The following is a 25,850-nucleotide window of genomic DNA, read 5'->3' as shown; positions in this document are numbered from 1 at the left end:
TCCCTACAATTATACGAGTCGATTCGTCAACGGTCAACGAACCCACTTATTCCTCTGGTGAGAAGTAAAAAATAATCTCGCCATCTTTCGAGAACAACAGCTCGTTGCGCGCTAGATTGGCGATGTATTCTTCGTCTTGTAAACGCTCGACCTGCTCTTTCAGTTCTGATTGTTCGTCCTTCGTTTCCCGAAGTTCGACTTGCGCTTCATTTTGTTTCCGTTCTTGCTCGGACACATATCCGACTTTCGAGAAGTAACTTTGACCGATGAAGACAACCATTAACAAAAAGAGAAGTGAGGCCGCAGCCAGGCGGCGTCGAAGATGGATACGTCGCCGGTTCTGTTCTTTTTCCAGCTGTTCTCTCCGTTCATCAAGAGCCCGAATCCGCTGTTTGCGTTCCATCGGGTTACGTCCATTCATCGAATCACCTTCCTCCTGTCCTGTTACGTTCAGTATACCTTTTTTTTACGCTTCCGTACCACTGTTCACCTTTTCTTCTTTGAGCAAGCGGTACATTTCTTTCGCATCCTCTTTGCGGGCATGCTCGGCAATCGAGTCAATGACGACCGTGACGAGCTTGTTCCCGAATCGAATTTGTAACTCGTCACCGACTTTGACGTCGGTGCTCGCTTTCGCTACTTGTCCGTTCAATTGAATCCGGCCTTGGTCGGCGACTTCTTTCGCCAACGTACGCCGCTTAATCAAGCGGGATACTTTCAAAAACTTGTCTAGTCTCATAATCCCTTCTCCTTCGCTTCATCCCAGAGCCGATCCATCTCTTCGAGCGTCATCTCTTCGAGGGAGCCGTTCGCTTCAATGTATTCGAATCGTCTCTTAAATTTTTGATTGGTTCGTTCGAGCGCCTGCTCGGCGTTCAACTTGAAATAGCGCGCCACGTTGACGATTGAGAAGAGGACATCCCCAAGTTCTCGTTCATCTTCAGGCTGACTTCTCCACTCGTGGAGTTCTTCTTCCAATTTCTCGAACGCACCTTGAACATCGTCCCATTCGAAACCGACTTGCGCAGCTTTCTTCTGCAATTGCTCGGCCCGCATCAAACCAGGTTGCGTCATGAGAACTCCATCTAGCTGCGATTTTCTCTTTTCCCCTTTTTCCACTTGTTTAATCGCATTCCAATTCGTCACCACTTCATCGGCATCATCGACCGTCACATCCCCAAACACATGAGGATGACGGCGGACCATCTTCTCACTGACGGTGCCAATGACGTCTCGAATATCAAAATAGCCTTCGTCCGCTCCGATTTGGGCGTGGAGCATGACTTGAAGCAACACATCACCGAGCTCTTCGACAATCGCATCATCGTCTTCCGTATCGATTGCTTCAATCAATTCGTACGCTTCTTCGAGCAAATATTTACGGAGCGACTCATGCGTCTGTTTCCGGTCCCACGGGCAGCCGTCCGGACCGCGGAGCGTCGCAATGATGTGCTTCAGCGTCGAAAATTCGCGCGCCAAATGCGTCTCGTCCGTCAACGGCGGCACATAGAGCGTCGTCAAGTTGTCGACTTCTGCCACGCGGTCCATCTCATAGAGCGGGATTTCACTGACCCGCTCATGTTTTGTCCCAGCGGCTGTCACGAGTTTGACGATATGCTCATCCGGATATCGTTCCATCAATTGGACTTTCACGTCTCCGGCCACGAACCCGTCATACACTTGACCAATCAATACGTGTTGAGTCACTTGAATCCGTTCGACATCGAGCGCCGTCGCATCGAGTAATTGGAAGCCGTTGATTGGATCGATGCGGAGGGCTTGGAACATGGCGTCCAAAAAGCTTTGACCGCCGAGGAACGTGACGTCCGCACCTTGTTCGACGAGCAACTCGACCGTCCGCTCCGCCACGAACGGATGTCCCGGTACGGCATAGGTGATGGCTAGCTCTTCACTCTTTTCAAGCAACGTCTCAACGATTTGTCGGTAGACGTCCTCGAACGTGTCACTCGCTTCGTAAATCGCATCAAACGATTCGAACGTCACGCCTTCCGCCTCAAGTTCGCTGACGACAGGGTGTTCTTTCGTGCGCAACCAAACGAGCGGTTGCTGCTTCAAATGACGATAGACACCGAGCGGTAGTTGATCAAGTTCGCCAGACCCGAGGCCGACGACCGTAATTCCGTAACTCATATCAGTTCTCCTTTTTTTCTAGCAGATTGATGAGACGACCTCCGAACGGAATCATTTCCCATTCTTCTATCGTCAAAATTTGTTCTTTCCATAACCGCCAGACATAAATGCCGGCACCGAGCACGAGCATGAAGACGAGCCAGATGAGGGCATCGAGACGATGCGTCAGGCCATCCAGCGCCATGACGTTCAAGCCGAGCAAGATGACGCCCATCGGCGCCACCGTTTTGACGAGACGTCCATAATGTCGAAACCGGAGCATGCCGAGCGGGATGATTTGATCGAGCCGATTGAAATTGAACGCGGCCATCGCTAAAAAGGCAATCGAGGTCCCGAGGGCAGCCCCGGCGATGCCATAGGAAGGGACGAGCCACAAGTTGCTGCCGAGCTTCACGCAGATGGCGAGAATCATACCGACAGCAGCTGTGCGTTCCCGATCAATCGCCTGTAGACATGTCATGCTCGCCACGGCAAGCGACGCGGCGAACGTACTCGTCGAGAGCAAGACGAGCGCTGTCGTCCCGGCCGCGTTCTCAAATAGCGCGACATTCAACGGGAACATGACACCCATCAAGCCGATTGTGGCCGCAGCGGCGACCGTTGTCGTCACGCGAATCATCGAACTGAGTCCGGAAGAGGTCGCTTCGATACGACCGGCACGATAATGCCGCACCAAGTTCGGGACGTTTGCCATTCCGAGCGCCGTCGTGAAAAGAATCGCGAATTGAACGAGCGGATAGCCTCGGTCAAATACCCCTTTGCCGACTTTCGCCGCATAATCCCCGCCCATCAGATTGACAATCGTGAACGAGTCGACGAGTTGCATCCATAAAATCCCGAGCGAGGCGAAACCGACGGCAAACCCCGTCGTCAGTAAGATTCGAAGGACAGACCGCAACGTCGTGGGTTGTACCGGTACGAGCCGTAACTGCTTCGCCCATAATGACAAGATGACGATGGCGATGACACCTCCGAAGAGCGTCGCCCCATACGCGTATCGACTGAGTGTATAGGCGTCTTGGCCGAAGCGCACGCCAATCAACAAGGCGACGAGTAAGACCGTGACGCGAACGAGGTTCTCGAGCACTTGAGAAATCGCACTCGGCCGCAAGTCATCGACGGCCTGAAACGAACCGCGGAGCACCGCCAAAGCCGGCATGAGTAAATAACTCAGGCTGATGATCCGCAGCGTCGGTGCGAGTTCCATGTCCCCGAGGAGACGGGCGATGACCGGTGCTAGCATCCACATCGTGACGACAAGGATGACGGCTAGACCGAGCAAGGCATAAAAACTGCCCCATAACACTTCGAGCTTTCGTCTCGGTCCATGGGCGCCGACACCGATTTTGGCAATCACGACCGGCATCGCATACATGCCGAGCGAAGCGACGATCGCGGCAAACGGATACACCGTCTGATAGGCATATAGCCCGAAGTCTCCGGCGATATTTTGGTAAGGCACTCGGTAAGCGAAACTGATGAACTTTGAAAGATAGCCCGCGAGCGCAAATAAGACGACGCCGGTCGCAAATTTACTTGGCGACCGCATGCGACAACCTCTTCACGAGCTCCTCAAGCACCGTATCGGCATCGTTCAACAGTTCGACGACCGGCATGCGGCCACTGAGCGACAATTTGAGGGCGCCGTTGTCTTGTCCGACACCGAGTTTCCGACCGAGCGGCATCGTCCATTCCATGAATGACGGTACGTCGAGCGCCGTCGTCGATTCGAGCGACAATACCATCTCGATGCGGCCCGGAGACTGTTTGATGCGCGCCACTTTCGCCATCTCGCCATAGATGCGCAGACGCGTCAGTTGGATGAGGAGCGCGACCGGTTCCGGGAATTCGCCGAACCGTTCAATCAACTCGTCCTGGAGGGCGAACAACGCTTCTGGTGTATCGACATACTTGAAGCGTTTGTACATCTCGATTTTCAATTCGCTGTCCGATAAATAATCGTCCGGAATGTACGCATCCGCTTGGAACGCGATTTCCGGTTTGAAGACGACTTGTTTCGCCTGACCGCGCATCCGGTCTTTCCGTTCTTCGATGGCTTCAGACAACATTTGCGAGTATAAATCGAACCCGACCGAATCAATGAACCCGGACTGTTGGGCCCCGAGCAGATTTCCGGCGCCGCGAATTGATAAGTCGCGCATCGCAATCTTGAACCCGCTCCCGAGCTCCGTGAACTCTTTAATGGCCTGTAGCCGGCTCTCCGCGACCTCGGTCAAACGCTTGTCTTTCCGATACGTGAAGTAGGCGTAGGCGATCCGGTTGGAACGCCCGACACGTCCGCGCAACTGATACAGCTGTGACAGCCCCATCTTGTCCGCATCGTGGACGATGAGTGTGTTCACGTTCGGGATATCGATGCCGGTCTCGATGATCGTCGTCGAGACGAGCACATCCGCTTCCCCTTCTAAGAAACTGATGAGCTGGCTCTCGAGTTCTGTCTCGGTCATCCGACCGTGTGCCGTCGCAATGCGTGCCTCCGGTAACAAAGCGCGAATCTCTTCTGCCTTCCGCTCGATGCCTTCGACGCGGTTGTAGAGGAAGAATGCCTGTCCGCCTCGCGCGAGTTCGCGCTCAAGTGCCTCCCGCAAGACGATACCATCGTATTCCATGACATACGTCTGCACCGGGTAGCGATTCTCCGGCGGTGTCTCGAGTACCGACAAGTCCCGGATGCCGATCATCGACATGTGGAGTGTCCGCGGAATCGGTGTCGCCGTCAGCGTCAAGACGTCGATATTCGTCTTCAACTGCTTGAGCCGTTCCTTGTGCTTGACCCCGAATCGCTGCTCTTCATCAATGATGACGAGACCGAGATCGGCGAACGTCACATCTTTCGACAAGACGCGGTGCGTCCCGACGACGACGTCAATCGTCCCTTCTTTCAAGCCTTTTTTCGTCGCCGCCATCTCGCTTTTCGAGCGAAAGCGGCTCATGACAGAGACGTTGATTGGAAATTCACTGAACCGTTCGAGCATCGTCTCGTAATGTTGTTGCGCCAGCACGGTCGTCGGCACAAGGAACGCGACTTGCTTCCCGGCGAGCACGGCTTTGAATGCGGCTCGAATCGCCACTTCCGTCTTGCCGTAACCGACATCGCCGCAAAGGAGACGGTCCATTGGCCGCGACCGTTCCATGTCCGCTTTGATTTCGGCGATGGAGCGGACTTGGTCTTCTGTCTCTGCGTACGGGAACGAGCTTTCGAACTGGCTCATCTCTTCGTCATCACCTGGGAACGCATAGCCGACGGACGCTTCACGCGCCGCGTACAGCTTGATCAGTTCATCGGCGATGTCTTCCACCGATTTGGCGACTTTCGATTTGACCTTCTTCCACTCGGTTCCGCCGAGTTTGTAAATCTTCGGCTCTTTACCTTCGGCCCCGACATACTTTTGAACGAGATCGATTTGATCGACGGGGACGTACAGCGCATCGTCGCCGGCATAGACGAGATGTAAGTAGTCTTGATGAATGCCGCCGACTTCAATCGTCTTGATGCCTAGGTACTTCCCGATTCCGTGATGGATGTGGACGACATGGTCGTTCGGCTTCAATTCTTGGTAACTTTTAATCCGTTCGGCGTTCGTCAAATTCTTCGTCTGACGTTTCCGCTTCGTGACGCGCTTGAACAGTTCTTCTTCGGAAACGACGACGAGACGGCTCGTCGAGAGTTCAAAGCCGCCTTCGATTTGTCCGATCATGACATGGACGTGACGCGGCAACAGCTCACCGTCCACATTTGTGAACGTGGATGAGATTCCATAATCGTCAAGCAACTCCACCACTTTATCGGCCCGTGTTTGATCCCCTGCCAAGAAGACGATGCGATGGTCACCTTGTTGCCACCGTTCGACTTCTTGTTTCAATAAGTGCATCTGGCCATGAAACGCCGGGAGCGGGCGACAGCTGAGGTGGACCGTGTTCGTCTCCGGAATTCCGGACCGTCGTGACGGCAACAAGGAGAACGCGACTTGCTTCAACGTACGGAATACTTTATGCATCGGGACGGCGAGCGTGTAGTTGCTGACCGATTCCCCTCGTTCGATGAGCGACGAGAACCATTCCGCTTCTTCGCGGTCTTGCACGTCGGCAGCATCTTCAATCCGTGCCACTTCATCTAACATCAACACCGCTTCCGCCCCAACATAATCGAGGAGCGTCGAGCTATACAGGAGCGGTGTGTACTTCCCAACTTTTTCAGGAACCTCGCCTCGACCGAACTGTTCGATGTCCCGGGCGATTCCGTCCTCGAGCGCTTGCCGGATCGTCTCGGTCTCAATGAGCGAAAGCGTCCGCTCATATTGACGTTCGAGTGCTTGTCCGGCCTGCTGCAACTGGTCGCGTGAGGCGATGAACTCGGTGGCGGGTGGGATGACCGCTTCGCCGACGACACCTAGCGAACGCTGCGTCTCGGCATCAAACGTAAAGATGGAATCGACTTCGGTGTCGAACAAATCGATGCGATACGGGCGCGCTGCCGTGAGCGGATAGACGTCTAAAATACTGCCGCGGACGGAGAATTCACCCGGTGCCGTCACGGTGGCCGTCCGTTCATAACCGAGCGTGATGAGCGTCTCGGCGAACGGCTTTAAATCGAGCTCTTGTCCAGGTTTGATGTGATGATGGCTCGTCTGCCAGTCTGACGGGTTCGGGATATAACGGCGCAAGCCACCGAGCGGCACGACAAGGACGCCTCCCGTTTCGTCAAGGAGACGTGTCCGAGCCTCAATCCGAGCGGCAAGCAATTCTGGGCTCGATGTGAGGGATAGTTCGCCAGCGAGCGTCTCATCAATCGGATAAAGCAACGTTTTGCTCGGACCGATGAGCGACTCGAGTTGATCGTACATTTTTTGTGCTTGATACATGTTATGCGTGACGACGACGAGACGTCTTGGCGAATTTTTCGCCAAACCCGCCAATACAAGCGCCTTGGCACTTGTCGTCAATCCGGTGACGAGTTGTCGATCGACTTTTGGCAACCGCTCCCGAATCACGTTCGTCTCAGGTAACGTCACCATGAATTTCTCTAGAGCATTCATTTGTTTTCCTCCACCTCATACGACAAAAAAGGGTACGTTGACCCTTTAGTTATATCGATTCATGAGCGCAATCCATTCAGTATCCACAAAATCGGTTGCGGCGGACACAGCTTGATCGAGCGTATCATTTAATTCTGGCATGTCTTCTTTACGGTAGTTCATAAGCACCCAATCGACCACTTTAATCGGATGCGGCGGACGGCCAATCCCCAGTTTCAGACGTTTAAAGTCTTGTGTGCCTAAATGCTGAATCAACGACTTGATGCCGTTATGTCCGCCGGCACTGCCTTTCGGACGGAACCGCAGTTTTCCTGGGACCATGTCCAAGTCATCATAAATGACGAGCAAGTCGTCAATCTCAATCTTATAATAATCTAAAATCGGACGGACCGACTCGCCTGATAAATTCATATACGTGAGCGGTTTGACGAGGACGACACGTTCTCCATTGATTCTTCCCGTTCCAATCAATGCTTTAAACTTGGCTTCATCGAGTTTGATCCCATGCTTGTCGGCAAGGCGATCAATCGCCAAAAATCCGACGTTGTGACGGGTCATCTCATACTTTTTGCCTGGATTCCCGAGGCCGACGATACATTTCATCTTATTCCTCCTGAACAAAAAAGCCCAAAGGCGAACGCCTTCGGGCCTCGTTTTTTTAATCGAACAGTGTGCTCACCGATTTGTGCTCGTGGACACGCATGATCGCTTCTCCAAGCAAACGGGCAACCGACATCTGCTTGATTTTGCTTGAACATTCGCGACCTTCTAAATCGATCGTGTTCAAAACAACAAGTTCCTTGATTGACGAGTTATCGATCCGTTCCATCGCCGGTCCAGATAACACTGGGTGTGTACACGAGGCGTACACTTCTTTTGCACCAGCTTGGACGATGGCATCGGCCGCGAGCGTGATTGTTCCAGCTGTATCGATGATGTCATCGATCAAGATGGCCGTCTTGCCTTCAACGCTGCCAACGATGTTCATGACTTCAGCCACGTTCGCTTCAGGACGACGCTTGTCGATGATGGCGATTGGAGCCTTCAAGCGTTCGGCAAGCTTACGGGCACGCGTGACGCCACCGTGGTCCGGTGAAACGACGACAATGTCTTTCGCTTTAAATTCATCTGTCTCAAAATACGTCGAGATGAGTGGAACACCTAATAATTGGTCTACTGGGATATTGAAGAAACCTTGGATTTGAGCAGCATGCAAGTCCATCGTGATTAAACGCGTGGCACCTGCAACCGTCAATAAATCAGCGACAAGTTTCGCTGTGATCGGCTCACGTGAGCGCGCCTTGCGGTCTTGGCGAGCGTAACCGTAGTATGGCATGACCACGTTAATCGTCCGAACCGATGCTCGTTTCAACGCATCGATCATGACGAGTAACTCCATGAGCGTTTCGTTCACCGGTGAGCTCGTCGATTGAATGATGTACACATCATCGCCTCGCACGCTCTCCTCGATGTTGATGTAAAGTTCTCCGTCGCTAAACCGCTTCACTTGGCAATCGCTGAGCGGGATGCCAATTTCCTTGGCAATCTCTTCGGCGAGTGGGCGGTTTGAGTTTAAGCTAAATAGGCGAATTTCACGTTCATATACAGTAGACATGTTTAGGATTCTCCTCCATCGTTTTCCATAATAATAGGCAGCAACTTATCGTTTCGTGTAACCTTCTTTATTCGTTTGGCGTTCGCGTGCAATCGCAAGCGCCTCTTCAGGAACGTCATCCGTGATCGTCGAACCGGCTGCTACGATTGAGCCTTTTCCGACTTTCACCGGAGCGATCAAGTTCACATTGCAGCCGACGAATGCATCGGCTTCGACGACCGTTTCGAACTTGTTCTTGCCGTCATAGTTGACCGTGATCGAGCCACAGCCGAGGTTGACGCGTTCCCCGATCGAAGCATCTCCGATATAGCTGAGATGTGATGCTTTCGCACCGTCTCCGAACGTTGATTTTTTGATTTCCACGAAGTTACCGACGCGCGTATTCGCGCCGAGGACTGCTTGTTGACGAAGGTGGGCGAACGGCCCGACCTGTGCTTCAGTTCCGACACGGCTGTCACTTACGACCGATTGACGAACCGTCGCACCGTCTTCGATGACGCTATTGCGGATATCTGAATTTGGACCAATCACGCACTCTGAACCGATAATCGTTTTCCCGAGAATGACCGTCCCTGGATAGATGATCGTATCCGAACCGATGACGGCATCTGGTGAGATGTATGTCGAAGCTGCATCCATGAATGTGACACCTTCACGCATGAGGCGTTCGTTCGTCCGCTTGCGCATGACCGCTTCAGCTTGTGAGAGAGCGACACGATCGTTGACGCCGATCGTTTCATCGAATGTCGGCGCCGTGTGTGCTGCCACGACTTCGCCTGCTTCTTTCGCAATCGAGATGACGTCCGGCAAGTAGTACTCGCCTTGAGCGTTGTTGTTCCCGACTTGCTTCAATGCATCAAACAAGAGCTCGTTATCGAACACGTACGTTCCGGTGTTGATTTCACGAATCTCTAGTTCAGTGTCAGACGCATCTTTATGCTCGACGACTTTTGTGACATTTCCGTCTTCCCCGCGGATGACGCGGCCATATCCAGTCGCATCATCAGCAATCGCAGTCAACACGGTCACTTTTGCCTGTTGCGCCTCGTGATGGGCCAACAACGCCTCGAGCGTTTCCGCTGTCAATAGCGGTGTATCGCCGCAAACGACGAGCGTCGCGCCAGGTTTGCCTGCGAGTTCAGCTTCTGCCATCTGTACCGCATGGCCCGTACCGAGCTGTTGTTCTTGGACCGCATACTCCACGCGTGAGCCCAACGTCTCTTGTACCGCTTCAGCCCCATGGCCGACGATGACGATTTGACGACTGACCCCGATTTTGTCGAGTTGATCGACGACGTGTTCGACCATCGGTTTTCCAAGGACCGGATGAAGTACTTTATAAAGCTTCGACTTCATGCGCGTCCCTTTACCTGCTGCCAAAATGACTGCAAAACGATCCATTCTTGATTCGCTCCTATCTCATATCGACTGTAATGTACTCAAATGTTCGGTTTTTTATACATTCAAACCTTATTTACACCGTATCTACTATATCGAAACCATGACGCGGTTTCAACCGTTGTACCTATTCGTAACCAATGAAACGTAAAAAGGCAGCGGAAGGATCCCCATCCGCTGTCAAATATTACTCGTTCATGGCATTATATTGGGCTTGCGTCTCGGCGATGGCGACGTCCTCTTGACCGTACGCCTCTAAAACGGCAGCCTCGACTTTCTGACGCATATCTCCATTAATCGGGTGAGCAATGTCACGGAAAATCCCTTCTGGCGTCCGCTTGCTCGGCATCGCTACGAACAGACCGGTACTCCCTTCAATGATTCGAAGGTCGTGTACCACAAATTCGTGGTCGAGTGTAATGGAGGCCAGTGCCTTCATTCTACCTTCCGTCGCGACTTTGCGAATTTTTACGTCTGTGATCTGCATGTTTCGCATCCCCTTTTCATCGTTGTCTGGACCGTGGTGTACTTTCTAAAAGGCTGAGATGATTCCAAGCGAACCGATTGACTTCGTACGAATCTTATACCCTTTCATCATAAAACGAAATCAATTTTTTGCCAATCACTTTAAGAACTGTTCGACGTTTCCACGCGAAATCGTGACGAGACCTTCATCCGAGTCGACGTTCGTCAATTTCATTAAACTGACGTATTCGCTCACCATTTTCTTCTCGGCGCCTTCTGCTTCCATAAGTACGCCGACACCGGCAAGGTTCGCTTCGAACTCGTTCAAGAGACTCATCATTCCGCGAATCGTTCCGCCAGCTTTCATGAAATCGTCAATCAACAGCACGTTCGCGCCACGTGGCAAACTGCGACGCGCGAGCGCCATCGTGCGAATCGCCTTCGACGAACCGGAGACGTAGTTGATACTCACGGTCGAACCTTCGGTGACACGACTATCGGACCGAACGATGACAAACGGTACCCCGAGTTGCTCGGCTACAGCGTAGGCGAGCGGAATCCCTTTCGTCGCAATCGTCATGACGACATCGACTTTCCGATCAGCGAACACCGAGGCGAAGACTTGGCCCATCGGCTTCACTTGACGCGGGTTACCGAGGACGTCTGTCAAATAGAGATAACCTCCTGGGAGCAACCGTTCTGGCTTCGACAACTGTTCACATAGCCCGTCGATCATCGAGAGCGACTTGTCTTTGCTCCACCCTGGGATGAACATGACGCCACCGGCCGCTCCTGGCACCGTGACCAGTTTACCCGTGCCATCGTGGGCCAACATTTCACTGACAATGACCAAATCTTCACTGATGGATGACTTGGCTGCTTTATAACGGCTCGAAAACATCGATAACGAGACGAGCTGGTGCGGATGGTCCAGCAAATAACGGGTCATATCAACGAGACGACCACTTCTACGAATTTTCATACGGATTCCCCTTCACTTCTTCAATAATAGACGAATGTTCTAAACAGAATATATCATTCTCATTCGTCTTTGTTCAATGTTTTTTGCCGAGAATCCGAACGACGAACACTTCAGGACAAAATCCTTTCAGCCCGTTATAGACACGATGTGCTTTTTGTTCATGCTCAATTAGTGCGAATACGGTCGGACCACTTCCACTCATGAGCACCCCATCCGCTCCGCAGTGGAGCATCGTTTCTTTGATTTGGCGAACTTCCGGATGAAGTTCGAGCGTGACCGCCTCAAGGGCATTGCCTAAGTTTGAACAGATACCATCAAAATCACGATCACGAATCGCCGTGACCATAGCCTCGGTGTTTGGATGCACAATCTTCTCCATCTCTACCGCGCGATAGACGTCGGCCGTCGATACCCCGATTTTCGGTTTCGCCAAGACGACGTAACACGGTGGCGGTGACGGGATTGTCTCTAACTGTTCACCGCGTCCGCGCGCGATGGCTGTTCCCCCCATGACACAAAACGATACGTCCGATCCGACGGCGGCCCCAAGTTCGGCCAACTCTTCTAACGACAGGCCGAGGTCGAACAGGTCGTTCATACCTCGAAGCGTCGCGGCAGCGTCACTCGATCCGCCAGCTAGCCCTGCCGCGACCGGAATCTGCTTATCCAATACGATTTCGACACCTTGCTTGATGCCAAATCGCTTCCGCAACAACTCGGCTGCACGATACGCCAAGTTCCGGTGGTCATTCGGCACATAGGCATGTTCAGATTGAATCCGAATCTCGTCTGTATCAAGGACGGTCAATTCCAGTCGATCCGATAAATCCACTGTCGTCATTACCATTTCTACTTCATGATAGCCATCTGCCCGCTTCCCAAGGACGTCAAGCGTCAAATTGATTTTTGCCGGCGCTTTCACACTGATCGTGCGCATATCGTTCACCCTTCCCATGTATCTCCTGTTCGCCATTGTACCGTAAACGAGCGCACAAAAAAAGAAGCAGCTGCCAATGCATCCGCCTCTCATTTATCGTTCAATTGCTGAATTCAATTTTAACTGTATCCGTTAGGACATCAGCGTAGCTATATGAGACACGTTCCACGTTATGATGGTCTTCATCCAATTTGACGACGAACACCGCGGGATACGTCTCAACGAGCGTTCCAAACCGAGTAACGACTTTCTTACGACCGCCGTTTGCTTTCAACGTCAATCGTTCTCCAACATGCGATTCGAGTTTCTGTCTGATTTCTTGCAACGTCTTTGGCATACGCTTCACCTCACTGTTACAAGTATAACACATTCAGAAATGAAAATAAAGATTAATATTATATCGATTCGCTATCCGGTCGTCAACTGTTTTTAAGTGGTAAAATTGTGTCCGCTAACCGTGCAAACTCTTCAAGCGAAAGCGTTTCGCCTCGCCGTTTTGGATCGATTTCAGCCTCACCCAAGAGACGTTCGATTTCCATTTTTTTATCTTTGCCCAGGTGATTCGTCAAGTTATTCAAAATCGTTTTCCGACGTTGCGCGAAACTGGCACGGGCAATCTCAAAGAAGAAGGCTTCATCCTTCACGTCGACCGCCGGTTTGGGGCGCATTTTCAACGTGATGACCGCTGAATCGACGTTCGGCGCCGGCATGAACACACTTTTCGGGACGATAAAGCTCACGTTCGCCTCTGCGTAATACTGAATTGCAATCGAGAGAGAGCCGTATGCTTTTGTCCCAGGCTTCGCTCCGATCCGCTCGGCAACTTCTTTTTGAATCATCATGACGAGTGAACGGAACTTGATTTGGCTTTCCAGTAAACGCATGATGATTGGCGTCGTCACGTAATACGGCAAGTTCGCCACGACCGAGATGTCTTCGATACCTTGACTGAAAAACTCACGCTCGACGATGGATTGAATATCGAGTTCGAGCGCATCGCCGTGGATGACATGCACGTGTGGATAAGGAGACATCGTGTCTTCCAAAATCGGAAGCAGACGTTGGTCGATTTCGAGGGCGACGACCTTTTTAGCCCGCTTGGCAGACTGTTCCGTCAATGACCCGATACCGGGACCGATTTCGAGCACCCCGCTCGCTTCACTTAGCTCCGCGGCGTCTACGATTTTATTCAAAATATTTAAATCGATTAAAAAGTTCTGTCCAAGCGACTTTTTAAACGAGAAGCCGTGACGTTCTAGAATTGATTTCGTGCGTTGAATTGTGGCGATGTCTTTCAATGATTTTCCTCCTCTAACTGAGCCAGTGCTCGTTCCCATTCTTCAATCGTGACCCGTAACGCTTCCACTCGTTTCACAAACTGTTTCGCGTTCGGTTCACCAATGCGAAGTAACACCCCGAGTCGTTTGCGCCGCCGCGCCGCGTCTGGTCCGCCAATCAAATCAGCTTCGAGCACCATCTGACGGGTGACGAGCGGCATGTCCGTCTCAACCCGCTGTTCATACAACGCTTCGAGCACACGGCGAATCGTCGCTGGAGAAGCATGCTCGACCCCGATTTTACCGCGCTTGTCTTTCGCTTCGGCTCGAGGGAGATAGGCATGCTTGCACCCTTTGACTTGCTCCTCGACGATGGCCCGGATTCGGTCACCCGGATAATCCGGGTCCGTCAAAATAATCACGCCCCGTGTCTCTTGGGCACGTTTGATTCGCTCGATTGTTTGCTTCGAAACGGCCGACCCGTTCGTCTCAATCGTATCGACGTCATACACTTCTTGTAGCCGCGTCGTGTCGTCTCGACCTTCGACGACAATCACTTCTTGTATCTTTTCACGCATCATCAGTTCCTTCTTTCTCTTCTTGCTTGGGGATGACCCAAATCGTGAGTGGCTGACGCCCAAACGTCACTGCCTCTTCTTTCGAATCCATCATCACATCGATTTTATTGCCTTTGATGGCACTGCCTGTATCTAAGGCAATCGCCATCCCAAACCCTTCAACGTACACGCGTGTGCCGAGCGGGATGATGGCTGGATCGACTGCAATGATTCGCATGCCTTCATACAGAATCGTGTCCGTCACATCATAACCGCTGCGCGTCAGTACCCTGCCGTCAAACGTGATCGTATCTTCCGCATTGTTCGTATACGCCGTCGCCTCGACGAGAAGCTGTTTCGCAGAGGTGAAATCTAAGACGTCCTCGGCTCGAGGCGTCTCTTCGATTTTAATCTCTGCTTCCTCTCGAAACGGGCTCGACGGTTCGGTCGTTGCCGTCTCCTCTTGTTCTTGCTCGGTCTCTTGATTCGCCTCTGGTTCAGCTACGATTCTCGTTCCAAGTTTTATGATTTGAGGGCGCACGGTTCGCAGCGTTTCCACGCTTGTTTCGGTCCGATTTGTAATTGTACCATTTTCCACTGTCAGTGCATACCGCGTCCGTTCGAGTCCAGGGACACCGACTTGAACAACCTCGGTTTCTCCGAGCGCAAGCGTGTCGTCCTCTTCTCTGACGATTTCAAATGGGATGAGTCGATTCTCATACTGCACGACGTCTCGACTCACGTTGACCGTGATTGTCATCCCGTCTCGCACTGGTGTCGCCAGAGCCGGTTCGACAGTATCCTTGTCAGAAACCGTCACATTCGCCTCCTGTAGCGCCTGCTCGACAGTTTGAGCCATCGTATGAACCGTCTTCGCCTCAGCGCCGACAATGACATCGAGTGCGACGACAGGCTGATACCGGATGGTCATACCCGATGTAATCGGGGTACGGACGCCCGGGTACACATCGTCCCCGTCACGGACACTCACTCCATAACGAAGCAACACGTCTTCGACAGTCCGTTCACGCGTCTCAACCGTTTCGATTTGTCCGTAACCAATTTGTAGCGAGACGGTACGGGCCCGCTCAATCTGAATAACTCGGTCGAGCGGGATATCCGCACTCAAAGCCGGCGTCACGACGTCTGACTCGTCAACGACAATCCCCGTCTCTTCAAGCACATCTAACACCGACTCGCCCCGACTCTCATGCACCATCGTCACTCCGTCATCGATGATGGTGACAGGTTCTGGTTGCATCGCCATATAGGCGAACACAGCGGTGGCCACGACGCCGACGCTTAACACGATCCGTCTGAACATCATGGGAGACGGAACAGGCGCTTCGCATTAGCGGTCGTCGCCTCAGCAAGTGCGTCGTAAGACATGTCACGTAGCGATGCAATCTCTTCGGCGACATACGTGACGTAAGCCGGTTCGTTCCGCTTGCCACGGAACGGCGTCGGCGTTAAATACGGACAGTCTGTCTCTACGAGGAGTCGATCGAGCGGGACTTGTTGTGCCACCGCTTTCGGTACTTTCGCATTCTTGAACGTCACCGGTCCCCCAAGAGAAATATAGAAGTTCAAACGCAGACAGCGCTCCAACAGTTCGACGGACATGCTGTAACTATGGAACACACCACCGACCTCTTCGGCGTGTTCTTCCTCTAAAATATCGAGTACGTCGGCGGTCGCTTCCCGATTGTGAATCACGATCGGCATATTCGTCCGTTTCGCGATGGCGATTTGTTGCCGGAACACGCGCTGTTGGACATCTTTAGGTGATTTGTCCCAATGATAGTCGAGCCCGATCTCCCCGAGCGCCATCACTTTCGGATGATCCATCAATATCTCGATTCTTGCCAAATCGGCCTCCGTGCAATCGACGGCGTCGACCGGGTGCCAGCCGACGATCGCGTAAATGTCTTCATACGTTTCCGCGAGCTCGATGGCACGCGTGATGGTCGGATTGTCGAACCCGACGACGAGCATCGGGGAAACGCCCGCAGCACGAGCCCGTTCAATCGTCGCTTCGACGTCTTCATTGAACTGTTCGGCATTGATATGTGTGTGTGTATCAATCAACATGATGGTTCCTCCTTGTATAGACAAAGAGGGAGACCGAAGTCTCCCCCAAACGATTATTTGACGATGGCCCCGTTCGGCATATTCTCAGATACGGTCGCAAGTTCAAGCTTGCCGTCTTTATCAGCCGCTAAAATCATCCCTTGTGACAATTCGCCACGCAGTTTGACCGGCTTCAAGTTGGCGACAACGATGACTTTCTTGCCAACCAAGTCTTCCGGCGTATACCATTCCGCGATACCCGAGACGATTTGACGCGTCTCCCCGCCAAGATCGACTTGAAGTTTCAACAACTTCTTCGCCTTCTTGATTTTATCGGCTTCGACGATTTGGCCGACGCGGAACTCGACTTGGTCAAAGACGTCAATCGTGATTTCCGGACGCATGTCCTCATCTTCGACGTCGCCCGCTTCCGCTTCGGCTTCTTCGACACGAGCTTGCGACGCTTGACGCATCATTTCTTGAATCGCATCGACTTCTTCTTTGACGTCACGACGCGGGAAAATCGGTGTCCCGTCTGTGACGACGGCTCCATCGAAGGCTGCGAACGTATCGAGCGCTTCCCATGACATATCTTTTCCTTCGAGACCGAGCTGACGGAACATCTCTTTCGGCGCCCGTGTCATGAACGGCTGAATCATCACCGCGACGTGACGGAGGACGCCGGCGAGGTGAGTCATCACCGACGCCAGTTCGTCATGCTTCGTTTCGTCCTTCGCGAGAACCCACGGTTGCGTCTCATCAATGTATTTGTTGGCACGGCTGACGAGTTGCCAAATGCTTGTGAGCGCTACCGAAAACTCCATGTGTTCCATAGCCGCTTCCGTCTTCGCTTTCGTCTCGTTGACGACTTGAAGCAATGAGGCATCGAATTCCGTTACATTGCCCGCATAAGCAGGAATTTCACCATCAAAATACTTCTTAATCATGGCCACGGTCCGGTTGAGCAGGTTCCCGAGGTCGTTCGCAAGATCAAAGTTCAAGCGATCAACGAATGCTTCCGGTGTGAACGTGCCGTCTGCCCCGAATGGAACTTCACGAAGAAGATAGTAGCGGAGCGAGTCGAGTCCGTATCGGTCGATCAGTGGAATCGGGTCGACCACGTTGCCTTTTGATTTCGACATTTTGCCGTCTTTCATGAGCAACCAACCATGTGCGAAAACTTGTTTCGGTAACGGGAGGTCAAGCGCCATGAGCAACGCTGGCCAAATGATTGTATGGAACCGGACGATCTCTTTTCCGACCAAATGGACGTCGGCTGGCCAATAGCGGTTGAACAACTCGTCGTTGTCCGACCCGTAGCCGAGGGCAGAGATATAGTTCGTAAGGGCATCGACCCATACGTATACGACATGCTTCGGGTTCGATGGGACTTGTACACCCCAGTCAAACGTCGTCCGTGAGACAGCCAAGTCTTGAAGACCCGGCTTCAAGAAGTTGTTGATCATCTCCGTTTTGCGCGATTCTGGCAAGATGAAGTCAGGGTGCGACTCGAAGTACTCGATCAAACGATCCGCATACTTGCTGAGACGGAAGAAGTAACACTCTTCGCGTACGAGTTCGACTGGGTGGCCGCTGTCCGGGCTCTTCCCGTCGATGAGCTGAGACTCCGTATAATACGTCTCATCAGGAATCGAGTACCAACCTTCATACTCTCCGAGATAAATATCATCATTTTTAAGAAGCGTCTCGAACACATGCTCGACGACAGCTTTGTGGCGTGCGTCTGTTGTACGGATGTAGTCATCATATGAGATTTCGAGACGGTCCCATAACACTTTGATGTCTTTGACAACTTCATCCACGAACGCTTGCGGTGTCACACCGGCTTCTTTCGCTTTTTCTTGAATTTTTTGACCGTGTTCATCCGTCCCAGTCAAATAACGAACGTCAAAACCTTTCAAACGCTTATAGCGCGCGATCGCATCGCCGGCCACCGTCGTATAAGCGTGACCGATGTGTAGTTTGGCACTCGGATAGTAAATCGGAGTCGTAATATAAAAAGTAGGCTTCGCCATTGTATGTTCTCCATCCTTTCGACATTTGCAATTTCCATTATACACGGTTCGACAAAAGAATTTCCAAACCAATTGTTTGGAATTTTTTTGTTGTTATCTCATAAAATATGTTCCAAAAAAACCCTTTCTTTGTTTCAGGTCCTAACTTTCGGGGAATTTTAGGTATATATCGCTCCTACATCGTCATTTTTCGAAAATGTAGATTTCCAATAGTAAGCAGTTGACTACAATTGGAAAGTTTAGTATGCTTTTTGCTGTAGTAACATTGTCGAATTTTGACGACTCATGTCACCAAGAGATTTCGACACCATTGGAGGAGGAAACACAAAATGAAATCTACAGGTATCGTACGGAAAGTTGATGAGCTCGGTCGTGTCGTCATTCCAATCGAATTGCGCCGCACACTCGGGATCGCTGAGAAAGATGCACTTGAAATCTACGTCGACAACGATCAAATCGTGTTGAAAAAATACAAACCGAACATGACTTGCCAAGTGACGGGCGAAGTATCGGATGACAACTTCAAGTTGGCTGACGGTAAATTGATCCTTTCACCAGAAGGCGCACAACGCGTTCTCGTCGAGTTGAAAAACATGCTCGAAAACTACTATAGCGAAGAGTAAGCAAGGGATTCCTTGCTTACTCTTTTTTGTCGACTTGATGATACGCGTCATACACTTCACTCCGTGACAGACCCCGCTCTTTAGCGGCTTGTTTAATGGCAGCGTTTGGTTTTAAGCCGTCCTCAATGTAACGGTCGACGTGCTCGAGGGGCGATAGCGCCTCCCACCAATCGTGTGTCGGTGCCGCTTCCGTCGATCCTTCCACCATGACGACGAATTCGCCGCGTACTTCGCCTTCGCACCAGACCAACGCCTCTTCTACCGTCCCTCGTAAAAACTCTTCAAACGTTTTCGTCAACTCTCGTCCGAGAACGAGTTTCCGATTGCCGAACACGTCTTGAATCCCGGTCAGCATCTCTTTTAACCGATGTGGTGCTTCATAAAAAATGATGGTGCCCGGTTCATATTGTAAGGATGACAACACATCGAGTCGCTCTTTCTTTTTACGGGGCAAAAATCCATAATACAAAAACCGCTCGGTCGCAAGACCAGAGGCGATAAGAGCCGTCAATGCTGCGTTCGCTCCAGGGAGTACGACGACGGGGAGCCTCGCTTGAATGGCCAACCTCACGAGGTCACTCCCAGGGTCTGAGATACCCGGCATGCCAGCGTCTGAGACCACGGCGACCGACTTGCCCGCCTCGATATCTTCGATTAAGCGAGGGCCACTCACGTGCTTATTATGCTCATGGTAGCTGACCAGTTTCGTCTCAATGCCGAAATGGCGACAGAGTTTCATCGTTTGGCGCGTGTCTTCAGCCGCAATCAAATCGACTTCTCCTAAAATTCGAACCGCCCGATACGTCATGTCTTCTAAATTTCCAATCGGCGTCGGCACAACATAGAGCGTGGGCCCATCAGTCTGGTAACTTTTCTGTGAGTTCATTACTCGTTCCCTCCATCAATTGCTGTTTTTGAGCCCGCGTGAGTTGTTTGATGGACCATTCGTACTGCATGGCTTCGCGTTTGGTCGCAAACGACCTGACATATCGCAACGTCACCGGGAGACGAGCCCGTGTATATTTCGCACCTTTTCCGTTGTTATGCACTTCCATCCGCTTATCCACATCCGTCGTATATCCGGTATAGTACGTGCCATCGTTGCACTCGAGAATATAGGCAAAGTGCTTACGCATCGAGGATTGCCCGCATGTCGCTCGTATACGTGTCATCTTCCTCATAAACGATAAACGGAGGTAAGATTGTGAGCCCTGCTTTTCCATCTTTCGACCCCTCTATTAACAATGTGTTCGCGTCTCGACCTTGCTTCGGATAAACGAGTTGCATTCGCTTTGGTTCAATCCGATACGCCCGCATGAGCGTCAGAATGTCGAGTAATCGTTCTGGACGATGGACGAAGGCCACTTTCCCACCCGGTTTGACGAGTTGACTGGCTGAACGAATACAATCTTCTAGAGTGCAAAGGACTTCATGGCGTGCAATCGTATGATGTTCATTTTGATTGCGTAACGATGTCTCGTTCGCCAAAAAATAAGGGGGATTGCACGTGACAACATCATAACGGGCATGTCCTAATCGACTTGCAGCGGTTTTCACGTCCCCTTCAACGATGTGGAGCCTCTCGTCCAACTCATTGATGGCAATGCTGCGATTGGCCATGTCGACGAGGCGAGGCTGGATTTCAACACCCGTGACCGTCCCTTTCGTTCGATATGATAAAAAGAGCGGAATCGCCCCCGTGCCGGCGCACAAATCGACGAGCTTCCCTTTTTGAATCGGCACCCATACAAATTCGGCGAGTAATACGGCATCCAATGAAAATGAAAAAACGTCATCACTTTGAATGATCTTGCCGGGACGCCCTAACAAATCATCAAGACGTTCACCTTGTTTAACAGTCACGCCATTTCCCTCCTACATAACGTACAAAGGCGACGGACGGGAATACCCCCGTCTATCGCCCCTTATTAATGTTTATTTAGCATCGACATGCAGAAGAGACAGTCTCCGTCTTTTCTAACTTGTCCATAATGCAAATTACAAATGTGAAATCCTTCTTGGTATAGCGCCGCCAGATTGTTCTGTCCTTTTCCGGACAACGCAATTTGGGGATCCCCATCAGGCGTCTCGACTTCTGCAAGTTGCTCCACTTTTTCACGCAAATGATGGTTTTCGAGATACATGTGTTGGTTTTCTTCGAGCAAATAGGCGAGTTGCTCTTTGAGCACCCCTAAATGCTCCGTCAACAATTGCATTTGTTGCTCGATCGCATCGACCCGCATCATGACTTCCTTTTTATCCATTCTTTCCACTGCTCAGCACCCCATCACTGTTTCGACGGTTTTCGTTTGACTGCACCGACCTCGACGAGCTCGTCGATTGTATACGTCACAACACGGGTCCGATCATTCAACTCGACTTGAATCAATTGATCCAAGATATTGAGACCGATGACACGTCCGTCACCTTCTGGAATTTTGATTCGTTTTCCGACGTCTGGTAAATCCCGCTTCAATTCTTCATACGTATCATTCTCGTATTTCAGACAGCACATGAGACGACCACACACACCGGAGATTTTATTCGGATTCAAGGATAAGTTCTGATCCTTGGCCATCTTAATCGATACCGGCTCAAATTCCCCTAAAAACGAGGAGCAGCACAACACACGACCACAAGGCCCGATTCCGCTCAGCAGTTTCGCTTCGTCCCGAACTCCAATTTGACGGAGTTCGATTCGGGTGCGAAACACACTTGCTAAATCTTTGACGAGTTCCCGAAAATCAACGCGCCCTTCTGCCGTGAAATAAAAGATGACTTTATTACGATCAAATGTATACTCAACATCTACTAACTTCATTTCAAGTCGATGTTCACGAATTTTTTCTTCACAGACGGCGTGAGCGTCAAATGCTGCCAATCGATTGTCTTGAACGATTTCGGCATCTTTTTGATCGGCGACACGAAGGATTGTCTTTAACGGCAATACTACTTCGTCTTCACCCAGTTGCTTACCAACTTGGACGACTTCACCGTATTCGATGCCTCGTACCGTCTCTACGATGACATGGTCTCCACGTTCAAGCGTTGCTTCGCCTGGTGAAAAGTAATAGATTTTTCCCGCTTCTTTAAAACGGACTCCGACTACTTCAAGCACGCTCTCCTATCCTTTCTGCAAATCGAACGTTAACCGTTCGAACGTTAATTGAGGATTGACGTTTGCCTCAAGCCGTCGAATCGCCTCATGGACAGATTCAATAGCATGGACGATTTTATGAACCGGACGATCTTTTACAAACGCGGTATATAGCGCTTGTTCTTTCGTAAACAACTCCGGAACATAGTCTGTTCGCACTTTGAAGTGGAGCGCTTGCTCCAACCAATTTCCGAACAGCTCGAGACCGACTCGCAATTCATTCCGCCCTTTAAAATGACCGAGCCATTTTTCTTGGGCGAATAAAAGCAATTCTTGCGGGCGTTTTGTCAACACTTCAACTAATTGTACCACTAGCCCATACGCCTGTACAAACCAGTCGTTGTGAAGCGCCTCACGGGCGTCTTCGAATTTCGGATATGTCTCTAAAGCAAGACGTGCTAAATCGCTCGTACATTGCACGTCTGCGACCAACGTTTCCACAAGCCGTTCTCGATCAATCGGTCGAAACACTAAATGCTGAGCCCGCGAGCGAATGGTTGGTAATAAGAGTTGCGGCTGGGTCGTGACCAAGATGGCCAGTTTCCCAACGCCCGGTTCTTCGAAAAATTTTAAGAGACTGTTGGCCGCCTGAGGTGTCATTTTATGCGCTTGATGAATGACATATATTTGACGGTCCCCTTCTGCTCCACGTAGCGACAAGTCGCTCAACAATTGTTGAACTTGTTCTTTTTTGATACTGGCCCCATCCGGTTCCACTTCCATATAGTCGACGAGGTTCCCCGAATCCATCCGTCTACAGTTTCGACAACTGCCACAGGGCTCTACTCCGTCAGGCGACTCGCAAAAAAGGGATTTTGCAAACAGTTGCGCCGTCTCAATTAAATAAGGTTCATAATCTCCTGAGAAAATATAGGCGTGACCCACCTTTTGAGCGACAATCGAATTTTCAATCACTTTGGCGATAACCGTTTGAGATTTCGCTAACTCTTGAAAGCTCATATTCGTGACCGTTCCCATTAAAACTGATGGAATCCTTCAATCGGCAAGACGAACACAGTCGCTCCGCCAACTTGTACTTCTACCGGATACGGAATATATGAATCAGCGTGACCGCCCATCGGTGAAATCGGCGTGATCATTTGATCTCGGCTCGAGCAATTCGATTTGATTAGCGCGAGCAAATCATCTAACCGTTCTTTTGGTACACCAATCATGAACGTTGTGTTACCTTCTTTCAAAAAGCCTCCCGTTGTGGCTAATTTTGTTGCGCGGAAGTCCTCTTCGATTAAAGCATCTGACAACCGAGCACTGTCCTTATCATGTACAATCGCGATTACCATCTTCATCATTGCGTCACTCCTCTTTCATTTAATCGTTCTAACGTAATGTCTAACACTTCATCTTGAATCATTTCAATTGTAGCGTTCGCATCGATACGAACCATCCGATCCGGATGTTGTTCTAATATTTTTTTGAACCCATCGTATACGCGTTGATGGAAAGACTCATCTCGGCTCTCGATACGGTCTAATTGACCTCGATCTTTCATGCGACGGCTCGCTTGATCAGGGGTCAAATCAAAGAGGAAAGTCAAATCGGGTTTAATCCCGGCCGTTGCCCACTCGTTCAGTGATAGAATTTGATTCAAATCATATTGGAGTCCATATCCTTGATAGGCAATCGAGGCATCGACAAATCGATCACACACAACAATCGCCCCTCGTTTAAGAGCAGGTCGAATCACTTGATCGATGTTTTGGGCACGGGACGCGGCATACAGCATCATCTCGACGCGTGGGGTCATTTCATCATGTTCTGGTGATAATAAGACCTCTCGAATACTGTTTCCGACTTTGGTCCCTCCTGGTTCTCGAGTGACGACTACTTCGTATCCTTTTTCAGTCAATGAACGAACTAACAATTGCAACTGCGTGGTTTTCCCCGAACCGTCGGGACCTTCTACAGTAATAAACATACCTTTCACGATTAAAACTCCTCTACGATAACATCAATTTGTTTCATCATAACATGCCTACTCGCTTGAAGGTTCCGTCCTAGTGAAATCCATTCATTCAATACCCTAATTTTCTCGTGTGTGATGACTTCTCCTCTTAGTATCCACGGAATTCCTGGTGGATAAGGAATAACGGTTTCTGCAGCGACGGCTCCTATTGCTTGTTCAAACGATTTGCGAATGATATCTGCATCATCTGAAATAGCATGCAACACCGAAACACGTTCTGTCATCGGGTAAGGATAAATTGTTTCATCTTCGACAATGAGCGGGACATGTTGTGATGCATTTTTAATCAGTTTTACCCAATGTTGAATCTCTTGGCTTTTTAATTCCCTTAACGGCAGGCAGAATAACACATGATCTTCTGCAGCTAGTTCCGCATCAATACCGATTGACGCCAAATGTTGACTAAAGATGAGACCATTTTTCGGATATGTCAGTACGGTCATTTTGGTAAAATCATCGCCCACTTTGATTGAAAAGCCAGCTCGTCTCATTTCCATGATGAATGCGAAATGACTTTTTTGAATATGTGTCCAATCTCGTTCACTCAAATTTTCGAGATACTCTCTAGCGTAATCGAGTGAAGCCATAATCAAATAAGACGGACTAGACGTTTGAAAAGAAGAGAGTGCATGAAATAAACGTTTCTCATTAATCTCTTCCTTATAGTGGACCCAAGCACCCATCGTGAGCGCTGGAAGGGTTTTATGAGCAGACTGGACAACGGCGCTAGCTCCTTCGAAAATAGCGGATCGCTTTGGAAATGTAGGATGAATCAAATGTGCGCCATGTGCTTCATCAACTAAGAGAGGAATATGCAACGGACGCAAATAAGCACTGATCTCCGGGATGTTTGCCATATCTCCGTAATAAGTAGGAGACGTCAGTAGGAGGGCCTTCCCACCTGGGTACTGCGTGACAGCATCTTGAATTGTTTCTAATGTGACGACAGTCGGTAAACTGCTCCCTCTATCTAATTCAGGAGTGAGTAAAATGGGTTCTAAACCGAGCCACTCAATGGCGTTCCACACGGATTTGTGGGAATTACGTTGTACATATACTCGTTCTCCCCGTTTCACAGTTGCTGCCAACAGACTCCAGTTTCCCGCCGTTGAACCATTCACTAACCATTTACTTTTACTTTGATAAAGAGATCCTAGCGCCCTCTCTCCTTCTAGAATAATACCTTCAGCATGGTGTAAATCATCCAAGTGTCCGAGTTCTGTTAAATCGTACGGCATTATTTTTTGGAATACAGTCGGAAGTTTCTCATCTCTTACTGTTCCATTGTGATGACCAGGTACATGAAAAGAGACACGATCTTCGCGTACATGTTGCTCCAATGTTTCCATAAATGTGAAAGGATTATGTTTAGGTTTTCGAGTCATATAGGCAACCTTCCTATCCGAAATAGATGCGACTTATATACAAAAAGAGACGATCAAGCGGATGCTTGATCGTCTTTCGCGTTGGCCTGGCAACGTCCTATCCTCACAGGGGGAGACCCCCAACTACTTTCGGCGCTGAAGCGCTTAACTTCCGTG

At 50.5% G+C, this 25,850-nt stretch carries 27 protein-coding genes; 1 reads left to right on the top strand and 26 read right to left on the bottom strand.

Annotated elements, in window-relative coordinates:
* Window positions 1–46: 46 nt before the first annotated feature.
* The 17 genes from KNP84_RS14680 to metG all read right to left on the bottom strand — a co-directional run bounded on the left by KNP84_RS14680 (window position 47) and on the right by metG (window position 18,545).
* Window positions 47–421, bottom strand: a complete 375-nt coding sequence (locus tag KNP84_RS14680) for an FtsB family cell division protein (RefSeq protein ID WP_021065740.1) — start codon at window positions 419–421, stop codon at window positions 47–49.
* A gap of 45 nt (window positions 422–466) precedes the next feature.
* On the bottom strand, window positions 467–739 hold the full coding sequence (locus KNP84_RS14675; RefSeq protein ID WP_021065741.1) for an RNA-binding S4 domain-containing protein: 273 nt from the start codon (window positions 737–739) through the stop codon (window positions 467–469).
* The gene (gene yabN / locus KNP84_RS14670; protein ID WP_021065742.1) at window positions 736–2,151 is read right to left on the bottom strand and encodes a bifunctional methyltransferase/pyrophosphohydrolase YabN; all 1,416 of its coding nucleotides are present in this window, start codon (window positions 2,149–2,151) and stop codon (window positions 736–738) included. Before yabN ends, KNP84_RS14675 begins: the two co-directional genes overlap by 4 nt.
* Window position 2,152: 1 nt before the next feature.
* Window positions 2,153–3,700, bottom strand: a complete 1,548-nt coding sequence (locus KNP84_RS14665; protein ID WP_214803864.1) for a polysaccharide biosynthesis protein — start codon at window positions 3,698–3,700, stop codon at window positions 2,153–2,155.
* A complete protein-coding gene (mfd, locus tag KNP84_RS14660) occupies window positions 3,684–7,208 on the bottom strand; it encodes a transcription-repair coupling factor (RefSeq protein WP_058765142.1) in 3,525 nt (1,174 codons plus the stop codon). Before mfd ends, KNP84_RS14665 begins: the two co-directional genes overlap by 17 nt.
* Before the next feature lie 45 nt (window positions 7,209–7,253).
* Window positions 7,254–7,811 (bottom strand): aminoacyl-tRNA hydrolase, encoded by a 558-nt coding sequence (gene pth, locus KNP84_RS14655; protein ID WP_058765144.1) that lies wholly within the window; start codon window positions 7,809–7,811, stop codon window positions 7,254–7,256.
* A 55-nt stretch (window positions 7,812–7,866) separates the two neighbouring features.
* On the bottom strand, window positions 7,867–8,823 hold the full coding sequence (locus KNP84_RS14650) for a ribose-phosphate diphosphokinase (RefSeq protein ID WP_021065746.1): 957 nt from the start codon (window positions 8,821–8,823) through the stop codon (window positions 7,867–7,869).
* A 45-nt stretch (window positions 8,824–8,868) separates the two neighbouring features.
* On the bottom strand, window positions 8,869–10,224 hold the full coding sequence (gene glmU / locus KNP84_RS14645) for a bifunctional UDP-N-acetylglucosamine diphosphorylase/glucosamine-1-phosphate N-acetyltransferase GlmU (RefSeq protein ID WP_021065747.1): 1,356 nt from the start codon (window positions 10,222–10,224) through the stop codon (window positions 8,869–8,871).
* 184 nt (window positions 10,225–10,408) lie between these two features.
* Window positions 10,409–10,708, bottom strand: coding sequence for a septation regulator SpoVG (spoVG, locus tag KNP84_RS14640; RefSeq protein ID WP_021065748.1), 300 nt, complete (start codon window positions 10,706–10,708; stop codon window positions 10,409–10,411).
* A gap of 135 nt (window positions 10,709–10,843) precedes the next feature.
* The gene (purR, locus tag KNP84_RS14635; protein WP_021065749.1) at window positions 10,844–11,668 is read right to left on the bottom strand and encodes a pur operon repressor; all 825 of its coding nucleotides are present in this window, start codon (window positions 11,666–11,668) and stop codon (window positions 10,844–10,846) included.
* Window positions 11,669–11,741: 73 nt separating this feature from the next.
* Window positions 11,742–12,605, bottom strand: a complete 864-nt coding sequence (gene ispE / locus KNP84_RS14630) for a 4-(cytidine 5'-diphospho)-2-C-methyl-D-erythritol kinase (RefSeq protein ID WP_034796941.1) — start codon at window positions 12,603–12,605, stop codon at window positions 11,742–11,744.
* A 100-nt stretch (window positions 12,606–12,705) separates the two neighbouring features.
* Complete coding sequence (locus tag KNP84_RS14625) at window positions 12,706–12,942, bottom strand: Veg family protein (protein WP_021065751.1); 237 nt, start codon at window positions 12,940–12,942, stop codon at window positions 12,706–12,708.
* Window positions 12,943–13,024: 82 nt separating this feature from the next.
* A complete protein-coding gene (rsmA, locus tag KNP84_RS14620; protein ID WP_214838182.1) occupies window positions 13,025–13,903 on the bottom strand; it encodes a 16S rRNA (adenine(1518)-N(6)/adenine(1519)-N(6))-dimethyltransferase RsmA in 879 nt (292 codons plus the stop codon).
* On the bottom strand, window positions 13,900–14,460 hold the full coding sequence (gene rnmV / locus KNP84_RS14615) for a ribonuclease M5 (protein ID WP_021065753.1): 561 nt from the start codon (window positions 14,458–14,460) through the stop codon (window positions 13,900–13,902). The genes rsmA and rnmV overlap by 4 nt, the downstream gene beginning before the upstream one ends.
* On the bottom strand, window positions 14,453–15,763 hold the full coding sequence (locus KNP84_RS14610) for a 3D domain-containing protein (protein WP_251131263.1): 1,311 nt from the start codon (window positions 15,761–15,763) through the stop codon (window positions 14,453–14,455). The genes rnmV and KNP84_RS14610 overlap by 8 nt, the downstream gene beginning before the upstream one ends.
* Window positions 15,763–16,530 (bottom strand): TatD family hydrolase, encoded by a 768-nt coding sequence (locus KNP84_RS14605; RefSeq protein WP_214838188.1) that lies wholly within the window; start codon window positions 16,528–16,530, stop codon window positions 15,763–15,765. The genes KNP84_RS14610 and KNP84_RS14605 overlap by 1 nt, the downstream gene beginning before the upstream one ends.
* A 53-nt stretch (window positions 16,531–16,583) precedes the next feature.
* Window positions 16,584–18,545, bottom strand: coding sequence for a methionine--tRNA ligase (gene metG / locus KNP84_RS14600; RefSeq protein WP_214838191.1), 1,962 nt, complete (start codon window positions 18,543–18,545; stop codon window positions 16,584–16,586).
* Window positions 18,546–18,874: 329 nt separating this feature from the next.
* Here metG and KNP84_RS14595 point away from each other — a divergent pair, with 329 nt between their 5' ends.
* Window positions 18,875–19,168, top strand: coding sequence for a transition state genes transcriptional regulator AbrB (locus tag KNP84_RS14595; protein WP_012727742.1), 294 nt, complete (start codon window positions 18,875–18,877; stop codon window positions 19,166–19,168).
* Window positions 19,169–19,184: 16 nt separating this feature from the next.
* Here KNP84_RS14595 and rsmI read toward each other — a convergent pair whose 3' ends face one another.
* The 9 genes from rsmI to KNP84_RS14550 form a co-directional block, all read right to left on the bottom strand.
* Window positions 19,185–20,054: a 16S rRNA (cytidine(1402)-2'-O)-methyltransferase gene (gene rsmI / locus KNP84_RS14590; protein ID WP_215115046.1), complete on the bottom strand. Its 870-nt coding sequence runs from the start codon at window positions 20,052–20,054 to the stop codon at window positions 19,185–19,187.
* Window positions 20,026–20,304 (bottom strand): GIY-YIG nuclease family protein, encoded by a 279-nt coding sequence (locus tag KNP84_RS14585; RefSeq protein ID WP_021065758.1) that lies wholly within the window; start codon window positions 20,302–20,304, stop codon window positions 20,026–20,028. Before KNP84_RS14585 ends, rsmI begins: the two co-directional genes overlap by 29 nt.
* Entirely contained in the window at window positions 20,297–21,031 is a 735-nt protein-coding gene (locus KNP84_RS14580) for a tRNA1(Val) (adenine(37)-N6)-methyltransferase (RefSeq protein ID WP_021065759.1), read from the bottom strand. The genes KNP84_RS14585 and KNP84_RS14580 overlap by 8 nt, the downstream gene beginning before the upstream one ends.
* Before the next feature lie 65 nt (window positions 21,032–21,096).
* Entirely contained in the window at window positions 21,097–21,432 is a 336-nt protein-coding gene (gene yabA / locus KNP84_RS14575) for a DNA replication initiation control protein YabA (RefSeq protein ID WP_021065760.1), read from the bottom strand.
* A 23-nt stretch (window positions 21,433–21,455) separates the two neighbouring features.
* Window positions 21,456–22,286: a PSP1 domain-containing protein gene (locus KNP84_RS14570; protein ID WP_021065761.1), complete on the bottom strand. Its 831-nt coding sequence runs from the start codon at window positions 22,284–22,286 to the stop codon at window positions 21,456–21,458.
* Between the two features lie 6 nt (window positions 22,287–22,292).
* Window positions 22,293–23,285, bottom strand: coding sequence for a DNA polymerase (locus tag KNP84_RS14565; protein ID WP_034796952.1), 993 nt, complete (start codon window positions 23,283–23,285; stop codon window positions 22,293–22,295).
* 17 nt (window positions 23,286–23,302) lie between these two features.
* Entirely contained in the window at window positions 23,303–23,632 is a 330-nt protein-coding gene (locus KNP84_RS14560) for a cyclic-di-AMP receptor (protein ID WP_029594397.1), read from the bottom strand.
* The gene (tmk, locus tag KNP84_RS14555; RefSeq protein WP_029594396.1) at window positions 23,632–24,270 is read right to left on the bottom strand and encodes a dTMP kinase; all 639 of its coding nucleotides are present in this window, start codon (window positions 24,268–24,270) and stop codon (window positions 23,632–23,634) included. The genes KNP84_RS14560 and tmk overlap by 1 nt, the downstream gene beginning before the upstream one ends.
* A gap of 2 nt (window positions 24,271–24,272) precedes the next feature.
* The gene (locus tag KNP84_RS14550) at window positions 24,273–25,694 is read right to left on the bottom strand and encodes an aminotransferase class I/II-fold pyridoxal phosphate-dependent enzyme (protein WP_021065765.1); all 1,422 of its coding nucleotides are present in this window, start codon (window positions 25,692–25,694) and stop codon (window positions 24,273–24,275) included.
* Between the last annotated feature and the right edge of the window lie 156 nt (window positions 25,695–25,850).

Source organism: Exiguobacterium sp. s70 (assembly GCF_018618315.1).
Taxonomy (GTDB): domain Bacteria; phylum Bacillota; class Bacilli; order Exiguobacteriales; family Exiguobacteriaceae; genus Exiguobacterium; species Exiguobacterium chiriqhucha.
This window is presented reverse-complemented; position numbering and strand designations above follow the sequence as displayed.